The following is a 20858-nucleotide window of genomic DNA, read 5'->3' on the forward strand; positions in this document are numbered from 1 at the left end:
CTAAGCCCGTAGAAGATGAACACTAGATTGTAGAGCATTCTGTAAGAGTTTGTGTTCTCTAGCCGTCAAAACTGCTAAACGAATATAGTTCTGTCCCAGTTCTAGGAAAGTGGCACAATCCCGAATTAAAATTTTGTGTTCCTTGGCTAGATGTGACTGTAAGCGTGTAGAGGGAATAGCAGTCTTGACTAACAGGAAATTCGCCACACTCGGTAAGGGAGACAATTCAGAAAATTGATATAGCCTCTCCTCTAAATCCCTACGACTCGGTATTAGCCATGCCCTGGTTTGCTCCTGAAATTCTCTATCTTTGACTACCGCTATTCCCACGGCTGCTGCTAAATTGTTGACAGCCCAGGGGTCACGCCAGCCTTGCCATTTTCTAATCCGATCGGGATGGGCAATTACACACCCTAACCGCAGTCCTGCTATGCTGAAAAATTTAGTTAGAGACCGCAGAATGACCAGATTGCTATACCTCTCCACTAAGTCCACACAACTTAACTCAGGGGGTAAAAAATCCATAAATGCTTCATCAATTACAACCAGAGCAAACCGATCGAGACACTCTAAAATCCAACTTTTGTCTAGCAACTGACCCGTAGGATTGTGGGGATTATTCAGTAACAAACCCTGCCGATCGGGTTGATTAATTCCTAATATCTGGGCTGTAAATTCAGTCTCCCAAATGCTGATATTTTTTACCCGAGCATGACAACTCTGCAAAGCTCGATCGTAATCAGCAAAAGCAGGGCGTAAAATGACTGTAGTTGCTAATTCTGCCAAATCTCTAGCAATCCAAGTTAGTAGTTCTGCGGCACCGTTGCCAGGGAGTAAACGAGCGGGGTCAACGCCATAGAAATCGGCTAGAGCTTGTCGTAGTTCTGGGTAATGGGGGTCAGGATAGTGACTTATTTCTGGCAGAGCCGCTTGCAGAGCTACCAGGGCAGAGGCTGGGGGACCAAGGGGGTTAATGCTAGCCGAAAAATCCACTAAATCCCGAGGAGAAACTCCCGCTATCTGCGCCCACCAAGCCCGATTGCCCCCATGCTTAAATGCCTGCTCCACCTATAAAGCCTTCGTATTCCTCGTATTCAGGAGGGACATCAATTTCACTTTTCAGCAGATGTTTGGGACGCACCTCCTCCAACAGAGAGCCATCTATGAGGACTGTAGTAGGCGGTAGCCGCTGAATCAGACTTTCTAGGTGCTCCACGCGGGTAATTAGGCTTCTGATTGTCTCCCCTTCTGGGTCAGGTACACGGTTGTGCTCTAGGGGTTGGATTTTTTCCTCCCGCTGCTTGACAATCCGCCCCGGAATACCCACAACTGTGCAATTGGAAGGAACATCTTTGATGACTACTGAGCCAGCCCCGATACGCACATTGTCCCCGATCGTGATATTGCCCAACACTTTTGCCCCTGCTCCCACCACAACGTTATCGCCCAGGGTCGGGTGACGTTTGCCTGTTTCTTTGCCTGTACCACCTAGGGTTACGCCCTGATAGATAAGACAATTCTTGCCTATAATTGTGGTCTCCCCTATAACTACGCCCATGCCGTGGTCAATAAATGCTCCACTGCCAATCTCTGCCCCAGGGTGAATCTCAATCCCTGTCAGAAAGCGGGAAAACTGGGAGATCAGCCGCGGGATAACGGGAATGCCTAACTTGTGGAGCCAGTGGGCAAAGCGATGCAACCAAATGGCGTGTAGTCCAGGATAGCACAGCAAGACCTCTAGCCAATTGCGAGCGGCAGGGTCACGGTCAAAAATCACTTGGAAGTCGTTAATTAGGGTACCTAGCACTTGCTTCTGCCGTGAAGTTGTAAGATGATCGTAAGCCAATTTGCCCGATTTTTCCATACCCCCGATGACGAAATCCTTTGCCGAAACTTACCCCACGATCGCCCGCTGGATAGCAAATTACGGTTGGGTGGAGATCGGTAAATCTGACTACAGTGAGTCCCTTGTCCGTGCTTTTGCTGCAGAAGGGCTGGTCTGGGAAAATTTGGATAAATACAAAACCATCGATGATGCTCTGCAAGCGCTGGAAGCTAGTTTAGCCAGTTGGTTGGAAGACCATGCATGAACTGCTAGCCCCGATCGTTGGCACTGAAAATCTCCAAACAATAGAGAGCAAGTTGTGGGTTACCCCCCCTAGCCAAACCCAGATGGCGGCAGTAGTCAAGCTCTGTCACGATCGGCGCTGGCAGATAGGGATTGTAGGGCAGGGGAGCAAGTTAGCCTGGGGCAACTCTTTGCAGGGTGCAGACCTGGTGCTGAGTACGGCGAAACTCCATCGCTTAATCGACCACTCCCAGGGGGATTTGACCATCACTGTAGAAGCGGGCTACAAATTTGCCGAATTGCAATCTTTTTTGGCACAGTACCAACAGTGTTTGGGCATCGACCCACCCTACAGGGAGCATTGTAGTATTGGCGGCGTAGTGGCAACGGGAGAGAGTGGTTCCTGGCGACAGCGTTACAACAGCGTGCGGGATCAAATTTTGGGGATTAAGTTTATCCGATCGGACGGTGAAATCGTGAAAGCGGGGGGCAGGGTAGTCAAAAACGTAGCGGGTTACGACCTGATGAAACTTCTGACCGGCTCCTACGGTACTTTGGGCATCATCACGGAAGTTTGTTTTCGTCTTTATCCTCTGCCCTCACCCCGTGTTTTTTACCTCTGTCAGGGGGAAGCAGAACAGATGCAAAAATTACGATCGGTCTTACTCCGTTCTCCTCTCACTCCCCTTAGTTTGGATTTATATTCCCCCTATCTCTTGCAACAATTGGGCTATGCAGCTAAGTGGGGTATTGGTATAGAATTAGCGGGTGTGGCAACAGAATTTGCCAGTAATCTACTCACGGAAATAGTCAACAATTTGGGCATTGCCCGGCAAATAATCGAGGGAGATTTTAACCGATCGGTCAGTCAAATATTTGAAAGGAACGGACGTTGTAAGATGGGGGTGCCCAGTGCTCAAGCCATAGAAGTTTTTGCCCAGATTGCCGATCGGTATCCCCTGCAAATTCATCTAGGTAGCGGTCTAGGGTTGCTGCTACTTGCCGATCAGGCAGAAGTTAGCTACTGGCGACAACAACTGACCAGGTTAGGGGGATTTCTCACAGAGCAAGGTAGAGTGAGAGATTCTATCAATTCCCAGGTTAGACAAATGATGGCAAAGATTAAGCAACAGTTTGACCCCCTAAATCTTCTCAATCCTGCTACGTATGACCCCACCCCAATTCTATGATGGTAGTAAAGTTCTGTCCCTATTGTCTTGGGGGATGGGGAGCACTAAACTATCACACCAGAAAAAGAGGTAAAGGAAGCCGCATGGGAGAGACTAGACAAACCCTCTACGACAGAGATTTTGCCCTCTGGGTAGAAGACACTGTGGCTAAACTGCAGAACCAGGACTTTTCCCACCTAGACCTAGGTAACTTAATCGAAGAGGTAGCATCCTTGGGCAAAAGAGATAGACGGGAACTACTCAACCGCATGACAACCCTGTTGGAACATCTCCTCAAACTCCGCTACGTTGACCTACCAGAATGCTGTAATGGTTGGCGAGTAACTATCAAGCGCACGCAAAGAAAACTATATCTTCTGTTGCAAGACTCTCCTAGTCTGCGAAATTTTGCTAGAGAAAATATCTTAGAGTGTTATCAAGTAGCTTTATCGATCGTTAAACAAGCCTATCCCTCTGTCAACTTTCCCCCAGATTGCCCGTTCCCCCCAGACATCGATCTGCTAATTACTGAAAATTAAGGGCTGGGTTATGATGGGAGGGTTAGTGAAAAAATGAGAGTATGCAATTTGCCAAGCGCCTCGACAAAATCCCCCCCTACCTGTTTGCAGAACTCGATCGGAAGCGGAATGAACTGACCGCCAAGGGTGTAGACATTATCAACATGGGGGTAGGTGACCCCGACAAACCCACGCCCGACCATGTGGTACAGGCGATGATCAAGGCAGTACAAGACCCCCGCACCCACAACTATCCCCCCTACCAAGGGACAAGAGCCTATCGGGAAGCAGCAGCAGCATTCATGGCAAGGCGGTTTGGTGTTACAGGCTTAGACCCCGATACCCAAATAGTTTCCTCCATTGGCTCTAAGGAGGCGATCCACAACATTTTTCTCGCTTTTGTCGAACCAGGGGACTACGTCCTTATTCCTGACCCCGCCTACCCTGTCTATCGCACCTCCACTATCTTTGCGGGGGGAGAATACTACACCATGCCTCTCCTCCCAGAGCATAATTTTTTGCCCAACCTCGATCGGATTCCCCTAGAAGTAGCCCAGAAAGCCAAGTTACTGTGGGTCAATTATCCCAATAACCCCACGGGAGCGATCGCTGATTTGGCATTTTTCCAGGAGTTGGTAGATTTTTGCCGTCGCTATGAAATTTTGCTCTGCCACGACCACGCCTACGCTGAGATGGCTTACGACGGTTACAAACCCCCCAGTGTCTTACAGGTGCCAGGGGCATTAGATATAGCAGTAGAGTTCCACAGTTGTTCCAAGTCCTACAACATGACGGGCTGGCGGGTAGGTTTTGTAGCTGGCTGTACAACGGGCATCAAGGGGCTAGGACAAGTGAAGACTAATGTGGATTCGGGGGTATTCAAGGCAATCCAGGAAGCAGCGATCGTTGCCTTTGAGACCAGGGAAGAGGACTTACAGAATTTGATGGCGGTCTACCAACGGCGGCGCGACCTGGTAGTAGAGGGACTGAATAAACTGGGTTGGCATTTGACTCCCCCCAAAGCGACCCTGTATGTATGGGTGCCAGTGCCCCAGGGCTATACTTCGACAGAATTTGTCACCCTGTTGTTGGAGAAGTGCGGTATCATTGTGCCGCCAGGAAATGGCTATGGGAGTGCGGGGGAAGGATTTTTCCGCATTGCCTTGACGGTGGAGGAGGAACGGATTTTAACCGCCTTTGAGCGGATGGCACAAGCAGGTATTCGCTACCAATGACAGGGGATATAGTCAGTCATCTCCAGGGCGTAGTCTTCTATGACGCTAGGGGGCTACCCCAGGTACTGTTCACCACGCGAGAACATAGTATTCACTGGACGGAAAAGAGTTTTCAAGCTTTACATTTCCAGGAATGCCTAGGGGAGATTCTCCAACTGCCACCCCTGCAATATGCCTATCTGGAGCTACAAAGCGAAAAAATCTTGTTAGTAAACCAGGGGGAGGGGTATGTTGCTTGTCTATGGCAGGGAACAGTTCCAGAATTGTCGGCTGGCATCATTGCTAGGTTGCAAACTCTCACCCCTGATACTCTCCGCCAATACCCCCAGCTTGTCAGGCTATAATTATGCCCAATCGTCTCTGCCGTCTTGATTGGTGTTATAGACGCGCTCCCGCCAGTGGAGTGCCCTGGTGTAGGCAAACAGAGACTCTTCTGTATGTCCCCAGGACTGCAGGAGCTGCTGCAAATCCCTCTGAATATCCCTAGCACCAGGGAACCCCTCATAGCGAATGAGTAACCGCGCTAGGTCAGCCAAGTGCCGGTCCGTAGGCTGGGATATGAGTAGAGTGTTGAGCAATTCCCGATCGGTGGCGTACTGGGGGTGTTGCTGCTCCATAGGTGCTCAGCGGGGTTGGCGATTAAGGACGACCATTTTAATGCCCACATCGGGGTTACGGGCAATGATTGTCTGATGGGTGTCTGCTAGGTACAGCTTTTTGAACCCCAGGGTGACGGACTGTTCCAGCAAATTGTCCATCATTTGGTCCTGTTGGAAGGGAGTGAGCTGATACCAGTCGTCGGTCACCAATACTACTAGTTTACCCAGCTTGTAATTTGCTTGTACGCTGTGAATCAGTCCTTCCCCAAACAACTGGGCAATTTTAGCGACTTGGTTTTGCACATCGCTCACCAGAATCCGATCGGGGGGAATCACGCCCTTACCCCGCACAGGGGCATCCACCGCTACTGGGAGGGATTTGGCTTTTGTCACCGCCACTGCTTTTTGCCCTGAGGGTTTGAACAGCAGGAATAGCAACAGTAGAATGACCAGAGTGTAGGTAGCCGATCGTTTTGCCACAATCGGTTTGAGGGGTTCGGGGGCACCAGTTTGGATAAAGCGATCGATGGGAGTAACCGCAGTGAGGACACGGGCATAGAGGGGGCTGGCTTGCCAGTCAGTCAGGGGTTTTTGACTCCCCAGCCAGGTATAGAACTGCTGTAGTTTAGGATCGAGGCTATCCACTAACCACTGGAAAAAGCTGACAATACGGGGGAAAACCTTAGTGCGAGTAAATTCCCAAGCCGTCCCCAGTTCCTGTTGCACTTGGGGGGGGAGGAGGGGTTGATCATCGGGTTCTGCCTGCCATTTTTGGGTCAAATTCAGCACCTGTGCCAGGAAACTAGCCAAAATAGCCCGCAGTTTTTGTTGCCAACCCTCGCTGGGTTCCCCTGGACTCAATTGCTGTTGCCACTGTGCTAAGGTGGGGTTGATTTTACTTAAAAAACGACGTAAAAATAATACAAATTGTTGTCCCCAATGCCCCAGTTTTTCCTGTAGTTTATTATTCATAGTCGCGCTATAATACAGAATTACTGTCAGATTTTAGCAAGGGATAGGTAATTCGCAGCAAGCAGTGTAACTTTATGAGTGCAAGGGAGAAAAAAACGCTTAAACTAACATCAATTTGTGCTTTGTTGTAATGAGGATTTTGGTACTAGCTTGGGAATTTCCCCCCCGTATTGTTGGCGGGATTGCTAGACATGTAGCAGGTTTATTTCCTGCAGTAGTGCAAAGGGGTCAAACTGTCCATTTATTGACCGTGGCAACAGCCAATACCCCCAGCTATGAGGTAGTCAAAGGCATCCATGTCCATCGCCTGCCCATCCCCGAACAGCGGGACTTTTTCCAGTGGGTCAAGGGCATGAATCAGGTCATGGTGGAGTGGGGACACAAGCTAATCAATGAACAACCCTTCGATTTACTCCACGCCCACGACTGGTTGGTGGGGGAAGCGGCTGTCCAACTAGCGGCACAAACTGGATTGCCTCTGGTAGCTACTATCCATGCCACAGAGTATGGCCGCCACAATGGTATTCACAACGATAGTCAGCGCTATGTCAGTGACCAGGAACGTCGCCTAGCTAGTGCTGCCTGCCGAGTAATTGTCTGCTCTCAGTATATGCTGCGGGAAGTAGGGTGGGCGCTTGGTTGTCCCCCCCACAAAGTGGATGTCATCTATAACGGCATTAACCCTGAACAAGCTTACGTTCCCCCCTTCGATCGGGAGGAGTGGCGTGCCCAATTTGCTCCCCCTGATACCAAGATAATCTATTACAACGGGCGTTTGTCCCATGAGAAGGGGATTTTCGTTCTCCTAAATGCTATGCCTAGGGTGTTACAGGGGATGGCAGGCAAAGTCCGTTGTCTGATTGTGGGGGCAGGACATCCAGGGCATGAGTTGTTTCTCAAAAGGCAAGCGGAGCAGCTGGGGATCAAAGATAAAGTCATTTTTACGGGGTTTATGGCGGATGAGGATTTGCCAAAGTTACGATCGGTGGCGGATTGTGCTGTCTTCCCTAGTTTATACGAACCCTTTGGTATCGTTGCCCTAGAGAGTTTCGCGGCGGGTGTGCCTGTGGTAGTTTCCAATACGGGGGGCTTGCCTGAAGTGGTGGAAGACGGGGTGACGGGGATTGTCACGAAGGTGAATAACTCCCAATCCCTAGCAGAAGGAATTTTGCGGGTGCTCCAAGATGCTGACCTTGCCCAAACCCTTGTGGCCAACGCTAGAGCCGTCCTCGATGTCAAGTTTAACTGGCATATGCTAGCGCAGCAAACGATCGAGACCTACCAAAAATGCCTTAGCTAGCACAGGGCGGTAGTTTAGTGAGACTGAGATTCCGTTGAGCAGTTGTTACTAAGGGCTTGATCTCCTGCTGCCAGTGCTCGATAGCGGGAAAACAACGGGCTAACTCGATGACGCGAGACCAGTTTTCCTGTTGGTAGGCAGTTTTGATTTGGGGCAGGAGTTCTAGGGCACGATCGGTTTCCTGCTGCCACTTGGCGATACGGACTTGGGCTGCTTGGTAGTGGGCACTGACTGGGGGAATTACTTTAGCATCCACAATTGCTAGTTCCCCTTTGCCCTCCTGAAAATCCCGTTCCCCCTTGCGCAGAATTTCCTCAGCAAATAGGTCAATCTTACTCAGGGCTTCTGCCTTGAAATCGGCAACACTCACCTGCTGCAACTTATCGAAGGCTTCCTGGAACAAACCACTCCCTCCTAGTTCCCCCCCCCATTCCAACAAACAGCGGTTTTGCCAGCGCCGCAGCGATTCAGGTAAGGACTTGTAGGGAAGATTAGTACTATAGTTCACACATTCTTCGTAGCGAAACTCGCGAAAAAACTTTGCCAACACCTGACTGTGTTTTTGCACATCCAGCCAACGCACCGTCACTATCGCTCCCAGAATAGAGAGCAGAGCAGTACCAGCAATCATCCACACTACCCGTAATCTCTGCTTGGAAGTGGAGAGGGGACGATCGGGGACAGTGAGCAATGCTGCTTTGAGGTCTACCACGGAGGGGATGCGTTTGTCGGGGTCTTTTTCAATACAGCGCATCACGATCGTTTCCATCTCCCTAGGGATGTGTTCCGTGTAGGGTTGGCGTTTGAGAGGGATGGGAGGTTTCGTGGTATGGGCGATCGCCCAGGTCATAATGGTGGTGTCATCACTGTGGGAGAGACCGAAGGGGTCAGTACCTGTAAGCATTTCGTAGAGCATCATGCCCAAGCTGTAGATGTCTGCCCGTTCGTCAATACTGGGATTTTCCTCTAGTTGTTCAGGGGCAGCATAGCGGCAAGTTCCCCAAAAACCCCCTGAAATAGGGGCACTGTTATCCTTCTGTTCTTGAAAGCGCAGTTTGGCGATACCGAAATCCAGAATTTTGACCAAGTCACCAAACACTGTGGGTACAAGAAAAATATTGTCCGGTTTGAGGTCACAATGAATGACTTGCACTAATTCTGTGGCTTGCGTCTGATTGCTCCAAACATTTACCCCTGTGTGAGCATGCTCCAGTCCATCGCAAATTTGTATGGCTAACTTTTTTGTTTCCTCTACACTCAAGCGCCCTTTTTGTTTCAGTAACTGCCTTAGCGTGTAGCCCCTTAACAACTCCATGACATAGAACGGTTGACCTCCCTCAGTAATCCCAAAGTCTGTAACCATTACCACGTGTTCACTTTTGATAGCAGTACATAGAGACACTTCCCGCTCAAAGCAACGGCGCATTTTGCTGTCATGGCTAAAGTGAGTGCGCAATAATTTCAAAGCTACCCGCTTACCTAATTGTTTATCGAGGGCTACATACACCTCCCCCGTACCCCCACTGCCAATTAGTTCTTCAATAAGGTAGCGCTGGGAGTTACCACTGCCAATAGTTTGCCCGATCAAACTATTTGATCCCTGGCTCATGGAAATATGCAAAAAACCTGTAATCAGTATATCCTAACCTTGAAGCGTTCCCAGTTTAACCATGTCTAGGCGGTTTACAGCACTGACAGCCGCGCTCATCCTGTGTGGTTGCACAGCTAAACAGACACCCCTTGCCCCCGACCAAACTGTATACGCAGGACGCTGGACAGCCGCTGATGGCACTTATATTCACATTTACCTTGACGGCGTGGCAGACATCAAAACTTCCCGCCAGGAAATCAAGGGTGGTAGTCTACAGTTGCAGGGGCAGGAGATCACAGTCGTCAAGGGCTGGCGAAGACAAACCTACCAAATCACCCAGCCCCCCCAACAGCTAGGCAGCGGTTGGTCGATGACCCTCAATGGTATTCAGTACAATCGCGGTGCTGATAAGCAAGCCATAATCGCCACTCTACCCCCCCATCGCTTCCAAGACCCCAATACCTTTGCCGGTAAAGTAGAACGTCTCTTGAAGCAGAGCTTTGAAGAACAGACGAAAATTCCTGTCCATGGCGTAACCTGCCCGATCGCTGTGGCACCCAGAATTGGCAACGAGTTTAGCTGTCGGCTCACGGCTACTGATGGTAGCACCCTCGATGTGGTGGTCACCTCGACGGATGGGGCGGAAAACGTTGCCTGGCGAGCTAAGGAGGGCTTATTATCTTTAAGCATTCTGGAACGGGGTATTCGGGATAATCTGCAACAACAGACAGGACAGGCTAGCCAGATTAGTTGTGGTGGTCAGTTGTTTAAGATTGCCAGCCAGGGAGATAAATTCCTCTGCCAATCCCTATTTGCCGATGGTCAAAAGAAACAAATTGAAGTCACTGTAATCGATAATGAAGGGACAGTGCGCTGGGCAATCTATGAGTAAAATGAAGATCAGTCACATAATTCTCTATGGCTACTTCTGTAGTTGTTGGTCTTTCAGGCGGTGTAGATAGTTCGGTAGCAGCGGCATTGCTGCAGCAACAAGGCTATCAGGTATTTGGTTTGACTTTTTGGTTGATGCGGGGCAAGGGACAGTGTTGCTCAGAAGGTCTAGTCGATGCCGCCAGAATTTGTGACCAGCTAGGCATTCCCCATGATGTGGTTGATAGTCGGGAGACGTTCAAGGAAAATATTGTTGATTACCTCATCAGTGGTTACAGACAGGGAATTACTCCTTTGCCCTGTTCCCGCTGTAATAAGTCAGTAAAGTTTGTCCCCATGCTGGAGTATGCCCAAAAACGGGGGATTGATAAAATTGCCACGGGACACTATTGCCGCATCAGCTATAACTCCAAAACCGATCGTTACGAACTCCGCCGTGCCATCGATCGCAGTAAAGACCAATCCTATTTCCTCTATGAGGTGCCCCAGAGTTCTCTCCGTCACTGTCTGTTTCCCCTGGGGGAATTGACGAAAGCCCAAACCAGAGAGATTGCCCAATCGCTGGGACTAGCTACTGCCGATAAACCTGATAGCCAAGACCTCTGTTTGATTGAAGCCCACGGCTCTATGGCCAATTTTCTCAACCAGTACATCTATGGCACGAAGGGGCAAATTGTCGATCGTCAAGGTAGGGTGCTAGGGGAACACAATGGCATTCATCATTACACGATCGGTCAACGCAAGGGTTTAGGTATTGCTCACTCTAGTCCCCTGTATGTCCTGGGCATCGATGTGGGTCGCAATCAGGTCATTGTGGGGGAAAGATGGGAAGCGGAGCAACCCCGCTGTCAGGTCAGGGAAGTAAACTGGGTGTCTCAAGTACCCACGGATAAACAATTTCGGGCGGAGGTGCAAATTCGCTATCGGTCTAACCCTGCCCCTGCAACACTCACACCGATGGGGGAAACGGAGGTGAAGATTGAATTTGATGAACCGCAATTTGGCATTACCCCTGGACAAGCGGCTGTCTGGTACGACGATGACCTCTTACTGGGGGGAGGCATAATAGCTAGCTCATCCTAGTCTCTTCTAAGGCGGCAATCAGAAGCCGGACCTGTTTTTCCCAGGTAAGATTTTGCATAAATAGTGCTGCTTGCTGCCCCTTCTGCTGGGCGGTGACTCGATCGTTATACACTCTTTCCATAACTTCTAGTATTTCCTCTATGTCTGATTCACCCCAGTCCTGGGTACCAGGAAAGATCGGATGGGAGGGTACAGGTGCTTGTTTCGTAAGGGGATAACAATGACTTTCATCGATTAAATCTAAATGACCAGTGTTAGCAGACAAAATAGTAGGTACACCGCAGGCAAGACATTCCATAGCTACCAGATTAGTTCCCCCCTCACAGCGATTGGGAAATAGTGCCACATCTGCTTCCCGATAGACCAAAGGCATCAAATAGTTCGGTACTAACCCCACATCGTAGAAAGATTCCGGGGGCAGACCATTCTCTATCAACCAACTGGTAATATCCAATCGTTGCTTATCTGCCTGCAACTGCGGTAGCCCCTTAACATTGCCTGTTTGATCCATGCCCAACATGAACTGTGACCAGAAATTATGCCAAGCAAACACCAACAGAGCGTCAGGGTGCTTCTGGTAAAATCGTTTGAAGGCTGCTACAACAATATCCTGACCCTTACGAAATTCAATCTTACCACCAGAAAAAATGACAAACCGATCGCTAAACAAGCCTGACTTGGGCGCAGGATGAAAGAGAGTGGGGTCAATGCCTTGCAGGACAGTGTAGACGTGATCAATGCCATTTTGCTTGAGAATCCTGGTATTCCAGCTAGACCCCGCTAGAATTAGATCATACTGCTTTGCTCTTTGTTTGTCTTCCTCTGTAATTAGAGTGTTCTCAAAAAAGATAAAACCAATGTTCCTTGAACCAACAAACTTATCTCGGCTGCCACAGGAAATACCATTACCCAGAGCATGCACTACAGGCACGTCCAACTGGAATACACCTTGGGGGTTCTGACCTAACAATTGGTGTAATCGATACCATTCTGCCAGAAGCGGTGCAATTAGTTTTTGCATCAGGGGGTTGTAGTGACCACTGTCCAAACCAGCAGCTGATAAAAGGACTGGCTGATAGTGGGGATGAAAGAGCAGTTGCAGAGCCAAGTTAGTACCAAACACGCCCCAGCCCGTATTTAGACCCAAAGACCACCCGATCGCTATCTTCTTTTTCTCTCTTCTTTGTGAAAATTGTGGTTGTCTTGGTTGTTTTTTATATTCATCTAGCTTACTGGCTGCTGCTGATATGACATCTGCCCAATACTTTCGCCTCTTTTGCCTCAACAGAGTTATGGTGGGATACCAGGGTGTGTCAAAGCCTTCTAACAACCAACGCCAATCAGCCGAGAAAGGCAGTAATACCCAGGTTGGTTTCCCCAGCGCCCCTGATAAATGAGCAACTGCTGTATCAACTGTAATTACTACATCCAACCGATCGATGATGGCTGCTGTCACACCAAAGTCTGTCAAATAAGGTTGCAAGTTGATTAAATTGGGATAACGATCGATAAATTCTTGATCTCCCTCTGGTATATCTTTCTGGAGCAAGTAATACTGGACATCAACAATTGCCAACAAGGGTTGCAACAGATGGAAAGGAATAGAACGATCGATAAAAGTCTCATGGTCTTTCTTACATGCCCACACCAAGCCTACCTTTAGTTTATTCGTCTCAGAAAAGAAATTCATCAGAGTGGTAGGTAAAGGCGGGGCAGTCAAATACTTATGTGCTTTGGGTAGATTGTCCAGGGTAATCCCTAATAAATGGGGCAAGCTCATGAGCGGAATCCAGTAATCAAATGCGGGTAATGGCTGACCATTCTGGAGGACATCATCTACACTAGACAACGATCGAGCCAAGGGTAATAATTCATCAGAGCAAGCGTAGATCACTCTCTTTGCGCCTTTTTGTTTTAGAAGTGGTAGAAAGCGCCAGAATTGAATTTGGTCCCCTGCTCCCTGCTCTGTCCACACTAAGATTGTTTTGTCTGTCAAATCACGACCATGCCAGCGGGGTTGGGTAAAAGCGGGAATAGGATTAGAGAATTGAAATTTGATCTGTTGCCAGCGCCATTCATACTCCCTAAACCCAACTGCGTAATTCCCCTGCTTCAGTAGATTAACAGCAATGCCAAACCTTGCTTCCCCATTGTCTCGTACCTGAATACTCTGCTGATAGGTTCTGATGCTTTTATCTATCTCATTTAAGTAACCGTAGGCACTACCTAAATTGTTCCAGGTCTCGATCGAATTTGGTTCTATCTGTAACGATCGGTGTAGGTAAAACAGAGCCAATTCTAGGTGTCTAAGATAGAGAAGAGTCCCTCCCACCGCATGATGTATTCCCCCCTCCAAGGGATAGTAAGTCAGAGCTTTGTATAGGTAACTCAGAGCAATTTCTGGTTGTTTTTCTTGTACTTTGATTACTCCTAACAAATGATTAGCAGAGACAATGTCTTGACCGCTATCTATTAACTCCTGACATATACTTTCTGCTTGCTGTATATTACCCGATCGGTAACAGGTCACAGCCTGATTAAACTGCTCCAAGGGAGACAGGGGCGTAAAAATAAACTGCAAAGCAACTTTTATTTCCCTAATTACATCCTGCCAATCATTGGTTAGATGAGATTTTTGGCGAAACAGTCGCACTGAGGGATACCAAGGAGAATCAACCCGATCGGTCATCCATCGCCAATCAGGAGAAAAGTTAAGTAAAATCCATGTGGGTTTACCCATAGCAGCAGCAATATGAGCCACTGATGTATCTATGGTGATTACCAGGTCAAGGTTCTGGACGATCTTGGCTGTTTCGTAGAAATTGGTCAACTTGTCGCTTGTATCTACGACACCGTGTTGAGAGAGTATTTCTGCCTCCTCCTCTGTTATTTCCTTCTGCAGGGATATAAACTTAACTCCAGGCACATCAAAGAGTTGGGCAAATTCCGAGAGAGAACTAGAACGCCTCTTGGCACTCAAACTAGCCGATCGGGAAGCCCAACAAATCCCTACCCACGCTCTTGCATCGGCATTCCTCTCTGTAAAATCAAAGGGCACACTCAGGTAAGGAACAGGACAGGGAATACTATCTAAAGTAGTGCCGCACAAATAGGGCAAGCTGAGCAGGGATACCCAGCAATCAAAAGTAGGGCAAGCCTCACCAGGAGGAATTAACTTGTCAATCCAAGGTATGCATTTTAATAATTCCAACAATGGTTCTGGGCAGGCATAAAATACAGCTCTAGCTCCCCTATCTTTCAATACCTTGGCATAACGAATAAATTGAATTTGATCTCCTATGCCCTGCTCTGTCAGAATCAAAATTTTCTTGCCGAATATATCAGAACCATCCCACTGCGGTTCCTTGAATTGGGGAGCAACAAATCCCTGTTCCAAAAACTGTTTACTCTTGAATCGCCATTCGTATTCTCGCCACCCCTCTGAGAAGTGACCTGCTAATAGTAAAGTCTGAGCTAAGTTAAATCTAGCATTGGCGTAGGTAGGGTCAATTTCAATTGCTGCGGAATGATGAATCAACGCCCTTTCTAACTCCCCTGTGTCCCTATAAATTGATGCCAAACCGCTATGGGCTTCTGCTGATTTAGGATTGACAGCTAACGCCTGTTCAAACATTTCCCTAGCCTCATCATAACGATCATTTTGTTGCAAAGTAGTAGCAAAATTGGTGTAAATCTGAGCATGGTTAGGATGGAGTTTGATAGCTTCCTTGTAGTGGTAAATAGACGATTCTAAGTCTCCTAACTTACCATAAGCGATACCTAAATTAGTGTGGGCTTTGGCGAAATTAGGATTGTATGCCAGGGCTTGGAGATAGAGATTAATTGCTCCCCTGTGGTCTTCTTGCTCATTGAGAGCATTACCCCAATTAAAGTAGGCTTTAGCCATAGCTTCTTTCAAACCAGGGTAATCGGGATTACTTTGATAAATTCTTTGGAAAACTGCAATTGCTTCTTCCAAACGACTAGTCTGACCCAGCATATTACCAAGAGCAAATACCAGGTCATGTCGTGTGGGGGATAATTTCACTGCCTGTTGCAAAGTAGTAATTGCTAAGTCTATTTGACCATTTTGATAGGCAATTGCCGACTGACTAGCTAAACTCTCCACATCCACTTCACCTAGCAGCAAAGTATCTATGGCATCACTCACACTATCGACAACACTTTGCCAATCACTAAGCTTAGGTTGCACAAATAATCTAGCAGAGTCATACCAGTTATATTGCCAGCGCCAGTCAAATACATGGGGTAGTAAAATCCAGGTTTTTTTACCCATTGCCCCCGCCAAGTGAGCCACAGCACTATCAATAGTAATTACCAAATCTAAATAATTGATAATCTCTGCTGTGTCCCGAAAATCAGTAATATGTGTACTCAAATCTATGACTGTATCCCCATGTAACTGGAGAATCTTTCTGTCCTCTGCAGAAATCTGGGGCTGAATGATATAAAATTGACAGTCATCACGATAAAACAGCTGATGCAAGTAGGGGAGACCGATCGATCGTTCTTTGGCAGTGGGATGGGTGGAAGCTGTTTCCCAAGTAACGCCTATTTTTAACTTGTCTACACCGATAAAATATTCTTGCCACTTGTAGTTAGTTGGTACGATCAGGTAAGAAGAAGTGAAGGGGATATAGGAAAAGAAACTGGGGATGTCACCTAGGGGAATGTAATAATCAAATTCGGGGTATTGATCACCATCAGTTACCAAACGATCGATGGATGAAACTTCCTGGAATAGTCGCACTAAGCTTTTATGGCAACCGTAGTAGAGTGCCTTTACCCTTGACTTAATCAGTGACAAATAACGCACAAATTGAATTTGATCACCAAAGCCTTGCTCGGGATGAATGTATAGAATTTTGTTGGACATATCCTCACGACCATCCCACTTAGGCTGTCGATAATTTGGCTTTTGGTTATGACTACAAAAACCTTCCACCTGCCACCGATAAAGATAATAACTAAATCCTTCCTGCAGTTTGCCTGCACTGAGGAGAGCAGTAGCTAAGTTGAGTTTGGCTTCGGTTAAATTGGGACATAGTTCCACAGACTTTCTTAATGTAGTTTCTGCCGCCGCATAGTCTCCTAGAACTATTTCCAATGTTCCTAAGTTGTTATATGCTTCGCCGTAGTTTGGTCGTTTTTGCATCATCCTTCTGTACTTCTCTCTCTCTTTGCAGAGAGCGTAGTGTTGTTGATACAATTCCAGTTGTTGTTTTACTCTTCTAATCACTGGTTGCCACGTTTCTTTGGCAAAACGACGGAACAGCCGCACAGACTTGTACCAAGGGGTATCTTGCCGCTTCAGCAACCAACGCCAATCAGGGGCAAAGGGAAGGATGATCCAGGTGGGCACATTGAAAGTACCTGCTAAATGCCCAATCATCGTGTCAACTGTCACGACTAGGTCTAGGTGTTGCACTAGAGCAGCCGTATCAACTAAATCCTGCAAGAGAGGACAAAGACTAACCACCCGATCGTTATATTTTTCTAGCAGCGGCTTTTCTTCCTCAAATACATCTTTTTGCAGAATGTAAAAATCAACCCCTTGCACATCTAACAAAGGTAAAAATTCTGGTAGAGGAATTGTTCTTTTCTTGCCTGTAGTAGGGTTACCCAGATTAGCTGTCCACACTATACCTACCTTTAAGTTACTAGGGCGCTTTTGGGGTAATTGGTGCAAGCTTTTGTCTATACGGAAATGCGGTAAGTTGTGTGGTATTTTGTGTAAGTCAATTCCCAATAGATGGGGTAGGCTCATAAGGGGGTAGTGGTAGTCAAAGTGGGGGAGTTCATCTCCAATGACATAAACTGCATCTGCACCTTCTACTGTCTTCATGATGTTGCGCAGTGGTTCCTGATTGCACTCCACGATTACCCTACCGCCCATCTTTTTCACCAGGGGGATATAGCGGGAAAACTGAATGCAGTCTCCCAATCCCTGTTCAGTGTAAATTAGTAGAGTTTTATTAGGAAATGGTTTGCCATCCCACAGGGGTTGTGACAGTCTATGGATACGGGAATTGTACTCTTGAATGTGATGTCGCCATTCATACTCCGCCCACCCCTCTTTTAATTTCCCTAAGCTCATAGTGGCTATGCCTATGTTCATGTGGGCATCTGGATGATTAGGTTGATACCGCAAGATGGCGCGAAAAGCCTCGATCGCTTCCTCTAGTTTTTCCTGCATTGCCAGAGCAAGACCATAGTTCAAATATGCGCCTACGGCATCAGGTTTCCTTTCTATAGCTTGGCGGAAATAATCACAGGCAAGTTCATATTCTTCTCTTTTATTTGCAATCACACCTAGATTGATGTAAGCTTCAGGGTAACCAGGTTTTATTTCTAATGCTTCTCGCAGAAATTTTTCTGCTTCTGCAAACTGTTCTACCTGAATTAGGGCAACGGCAAGATTTATTCTTGTATCAGGGCAGTGGGGGGTCAATTCTAATGCTCTCCGTAGAATTTTGACTGCTGTTTCTCCCTGTTTGTGCTCTATGGCAATTCCCGCTAGACTCCTTAATGCCTCTACACAATTTTCGTTTAGCTCTAGGGCACGATTTAATTCTATTTGTGCTGATTCATAGTCTTTCTTGCGAGCGTAGGCATTTCCCAGATGCAGGTGATAATTACTGTTGTTGGGGTCGATCGCAATTGCCTTGCGATAGTTTTCTATTGCTTCCTCTAACTTCCCTTGGGCAGAATATACCAAACCAATGCCGTCGTAGGCACGGGCATAATCGGGCTTAATTTCTATAGCCTGTTGGAAATTTTCTAGTGCTCCTTCCCAGTCATTGATAGCTTTGAGGGCATTGCCTAGATTGAAATAGTGCTTGGGGTCTTTTTTGCCATAACTAATAGCTAGTCGATATTGCTCAATTGCTTTTTCATTATCTCCTAGTTTCTGATAGGCGTTACCTAAATTGTTGTGCACTTCTGGTGTGGGCTTTATCTCTAGTGCCCTGCGAAAACACTCTATAGCTGCGGGAATTTGCCCCAAACGATCGAGTATTAAACCTAAATTGGCAGGTATGTCTTTATGCTTTGGTGCTAATTCTAATGCCTTCTGTAAGTATTCTGCCCCTTTAGCTGCATCCCCCAATTTATAAACCGAGACTCCCATCATATTCAGTACCTCTGCATAGTCAGGGGCAATTTCTAAGACTTTGCTACCTTGCTCTACTGCCTCTTGATAGTTGCCTTCTTCGTAAGCCTGCAATGCTTTCTGTGCTAGTTTCAATGCTTCCTGCTGCTCATTCAATGCCTCTATAATTTGGCGAATTTCTACACTCGATCGTTTTAACTTTGTACTGAATATGTAGGGTGTAGGAGTGAACGATAAAAGACTATCTTTCACTTGGGCAATTACCCCTAGCCAATCCTTAGACTGGGCTTGCCGAAACAACCTAGCAGTGGGATACCAGGGTGAGTCTGTCCGATCGAGCATCCACCGCCAGTCGGGCATAAAAGGTAATAAAACCCATACTTCTTTTGCCATTGCACCTGCTAGATGTGCCACCGCTGTATCAACGGAAATTACCAAATCTAAATGTTGGATAGCAGTAGCCGTATCAGCAAAGTCCTTCAATTCTTCTCGTAAATCAACTAAATTCAAAGTCTTCAGTAACTCAGCATCCTCCTCCTTCATGTCTTTTTGGAGGCTAAAAAACTGGATGTGATCCAACTCAAATAACTCCCGCAGAAAAGTCAGAGGAATCGATCGTTTAGGTGATGTTTTATGGGTGAGACTACTGGCCCAGACTATCCCTACCTTTAGTTTATTCTTGCCATGGGTTGCAATCAAATCTGGGATAGGAGAGTTGGGGTCATCAAGGGGGAACAAATAGGGAACGGAATTAGGAATTGTCTCCAGGCTTGTACCAACGGCTGCGGGGACAGATTGTAGAGGAATCCAGTAATCAAATTTGGGGCGGGGAAAGCCTTCGCTAATCAAAATGTCAATATCTTTGTAGGTGGCAAAAAGACGATGCAGTATCTTGGGACATTCATACATAACTCTGCCACCTCTAGCTTTGATCAAACTGGCATAGCGGATGAACTGAATGCGATCGCCTATCCCTTGTTCATTGAGTAATAAAACTGTTTCTCCTGACAGTTCTCTGCCGTCCCATCGTGGTTCGTCGTAGCTGGGCTTCCCATTTTTTTCTATAAATTCTTTCATCTCCCAACGATATTCGTAGTACTGAAATCCCTCTTTTATCCGCCCCTTCAGTAAGTAGGCCATGCCCAAGTGGAATCTCGCTTCAGGATAATTAGCGTCATTCTCTGCTGCTTTTTGATAGTTTTCGATCGCAGCATCCACATCCCCCTTGCGCAGGTAAGCATTCCCCAAGTTATTGTGAGCAAGAGCGTAACCAGGCTGCACTGCTAGGGCTTTTTTGTAGGACTCGATCGCTTCTTCTAGGGCTTCTTGTTTCTGGAGGGCATTAGCCAGGTTAGCCAAAGCTTTGGCATTGTTGGGGTCTTCTTTGAGGAGTCTGTTGTAAACATCAATGGCTGTCTCTAATTCATTCTTATCTTGCAGAGCATTACCGAGATTGTTAAGCGCATTTAGATTATCAGGGTCTAACTCTAACGCTTTATGACATAGAGCAATTGCCTCATCTAGTTCACCCTTTTCTTTCAGCAATAGAGCCAAGTTACCATAAGCATCCGCAAGATTGGGATTAATTTCAATCGCCTTCCTACACTGTTCTATGCCTTCATCCAGTTTACCTATTTCCCTTAGTAAAACCCCTAAGTTACTGTAGGCATGGGCAAGGTTGGGCTGAATTTCGATCGCTTTTCTGTATTGTGCAATAGCTTCCTCATGTTTACCTGCCTGAGAAAGTAGTGCTCCGTAGTTGCAAAGAGTTTGGGGATTATCAGGTTGCAAAGATAGGGATTTTTCAAAATACTTAATCGCCAGCTCTGTTTCTTTTTGCTCAGCATAAACCACTGCCAAACTAGCTAGAGTATCGGCACGATCGGGATCAATTTCCAGGGACTTAGTCAGACATGTAATTGCTTGTGAAAAGTTTTTGAGAACGTAATAGGTCACACCTAAATCTGCCCAGGCTTGATAGGATTGTGGTTGCAAGTGGGTAGCATGCTCTAGCAAAGGCAGGGCTTCCCCATGTTTGCCTACTTTCCACAGAAGTCTACCCAGTTCATGGTTAATTTCAAAACACTGAGGTGCTAGGTCTAATGCTTGTTGGTAAGTAGCTACTGCTTGATCATTTCTACCCAATTGTTCTAGGACATTTGCTTTGAGTCTGATTCCTTCCACATGATTTGGGTTGATACTAATTAATTGCTCTAATTGCCGCAAACATTCTAACCATTCTTGCTGTTGATGGTGCTTAATTGCCAATTCCCAGTGTTGATTACTCATTGCTTATACCC

At 47.1% G+C, this 20858-nt stretch carries 14 protein-coding genes; 8 read left to right on the forward strand and 6 right to left on the reverse strand.

Annotated elements, in window-relative coordinates:
- On the reverse strand, nucleotides 1-1068 hold the full coding sequence (gene cobD / locus NZM01_00840) for a threonine-phosphate decarboxylase CobD (GenBank protein MCS6958583.1): 1068 nt from the start codon (nucleotides 1066-1068) through the stop codon (nucleotides 1-3).
- Nucleotides 1052-1807, reverse strand: coding sequence for a serine O-acetyltransferase (gene cysE, locus NZM01_00845; protein MCS6958584.1), 756 nt, complete (start codon nucleotides 1805-1807; stop codon nucleotides 1052-1054). The genes cobD and cysE overlap by 17 nt, the downstream gene beginning before the upstream one ends.
- Before the next feature lie 64 nt (nucleotides 1808-1871).
- Between cysE and NZM01_00850 the strand changes: the two genes are divergently transcribed.
- The 5 genes from NZM01_00850 (at nucleotide 1872) to NZM01_00870 (ending at nucleotide 5334) form a co-directional block, all read left to right on the forward strand.
- A complete protein-coding gene (locus NZM01_00850; protein ID MCS6958585.1) occupies nucleotides 1872-2090 on the forward strand; it encodes a hypothetical protein in 219 nt (72 codons plus the stop codon).
- Nucleotides 2083-3258 (forward strand): FAD-binding oxidoreductase, encoded by a 1176-nt coding sequence (locus NZM01_00855; protein MCS6958586.1) that lies wholly within the window; start codon nucleotides 2083-2085, stop codon nucleotides 3256-3258. Before NZM01_00850 ends, NZM01_00855 begins: the two co-directional genes overlap by 8 nt.
- Before the next feature lie 83 nt (nucleotides 3259-3341).
- Nucleotides 3342-3776, forward strand: a complete 435-nt coding sequence (locus NZM01_00860) for a DUF29 domain-containing protein (protein MCS6958587.1) — start codon at nucleotides 3342-3344, stop codon at nucleotides 3774-3776.
- A gap of 41 nt (nucleotides 3777-3817) precedes the next feature.
- Nucleotides 3818-4990 (forward strand): LL-diaminopimelate aminotransferase, encoded by a 1173-nt coding sequence (locus NZM01_00865; protein ID MCS6958588.1) that lies wholly within the window; start codon nucleotides 3818-3820, stop codon nucleotides 4988-4990.
- Complete coding sequence (locus NZM01_00870; protein ID MCS6958589.1) at nucleotides 4987-5334, forward strand: hypothetical protein; 348 nt, start codon at nucleotides 4987-4989, stop codon at nucleotides 5332-5334. Before NZM01_00865 ends, NZM01_00870 begins: the two co-directional genes overlap by 4 nt.
- Here the strand turns inward: NZM01_00870 and NZM01_00875 are convergent, their stop codons facing one another.
- Nucleotides 5335-5607 (reverse strand): DUF3288 family protein, encoded by a 273-nt coding sequence (locus NZM01_00875; GenBank protein MCS6958590.1) that lies wholly within the window; start codon nucleotides 5605-5607, stop codon nucleotides 5335-5337.
- 6 nt (nucleotides 5608-5613) lie between these two features.
- Nucleotides 5614-6561: a hypothetical protein gene (locus NZM01_00880; GenBank protein ID MCS6958591.1), complete on the reverse strand. Its 948-nt coding sequence runs from the start codon at nucleotides 6559-6561 to the stop codon at nucleotides 5614-5616.
- Between the two features lie 130 nt (nucleotides 6562-6691).
- On the opposite strand from NZM01_00880, the gene NZM01_00885 reads away from it, so the two are divergent.
- Nucleotides 6692-7861 (forward strand): glycosyltransferase family 4 protein, encoded by a 1170-nt coding sequence (locus NZM01_00885; GenBank protein MCS6958592.1) that lies wholly within the window; start codon nucleotides 6692-6694, stop codon nucleotides 7859-7861.
- Here the strand turns inward: NZM01_00885 and NZM01_00890 are convergent.
- Complete coding sequence (locus tag NZM01_00890; protein ID MCS6958593.1) at nucleotides 7854-9470, reverse strand: serine/threonine protein kinase; 1617 nt, start codon at nucleotides 9468-9470, stop codon at nucleotides 7854-7856. The two genes, NZM01_00885 and NZM01_00890, sit on opposite strands and share 8 nt — an antisense overlap.
- Nucleotides 9471-9531: 61 nt before the next feature.
- Here NZM01_00890 and NZM01_00895 point away from each other — a divergent pair, with 61 nt between their 5' ends.
- Together NZM01_00895 and mnmA are read left to right on the forward strand one after the other, a co-directional pair.
- Nucleotides 9532-10344 carry a DUF4333 domain-containing protein gene (locus NZM01_00895; protein MCS6958594.1) on the forward strand — a complete coding sequence of 271 codons (813 nt, stop codon included), beginning with the start codon at nucleotides 9532-9534 and terminating at the stop codon, nucleotides 10342-10344.
- 26 nt (nucleotides 10345-10370) lie between these two features.
- Nucleotides 10371-11426: a tRNA 2-thiouridine(34) synthase MnmA gene (mnmA, locus tag NZM01_00900; protein ID MCS6958595.1), complete on the forward strand. Its 1056-nt coding sequence runs from the start codon at nucleotides 10371-10373 to the stop codon at nucleotides 11424-11426.
- Here mnmA and NZM01_00905 read toward each other — a convergent pair.
- On the reverse strand, nucleotides 11413-20847 hold the full coding sequence (locus NZM01_00905) for a tetratricopeptide repeat protein (GenBank protein ID MCS6958596.1): 9435 nt from the start codon (nucleotides 20845-20847) through the stop codon (nucleotides 11413-11415). The genes mnmA and NZM01_00905 overlap by 14 nt on opposite strands.
- Between the last annotated feature and the right edge of the window lie 11 nt (nucleotides 20848-20858).

This window comes from Pseudanabaenaceae cyanobacterium SKYG29 (genome assembly GCA_025055675.1).
GTDB lineage: Bacteria > Cyanobacteriota > Cyanobacteriia > Pseudanabaenales > Pseudanabaenaceae > M5B4.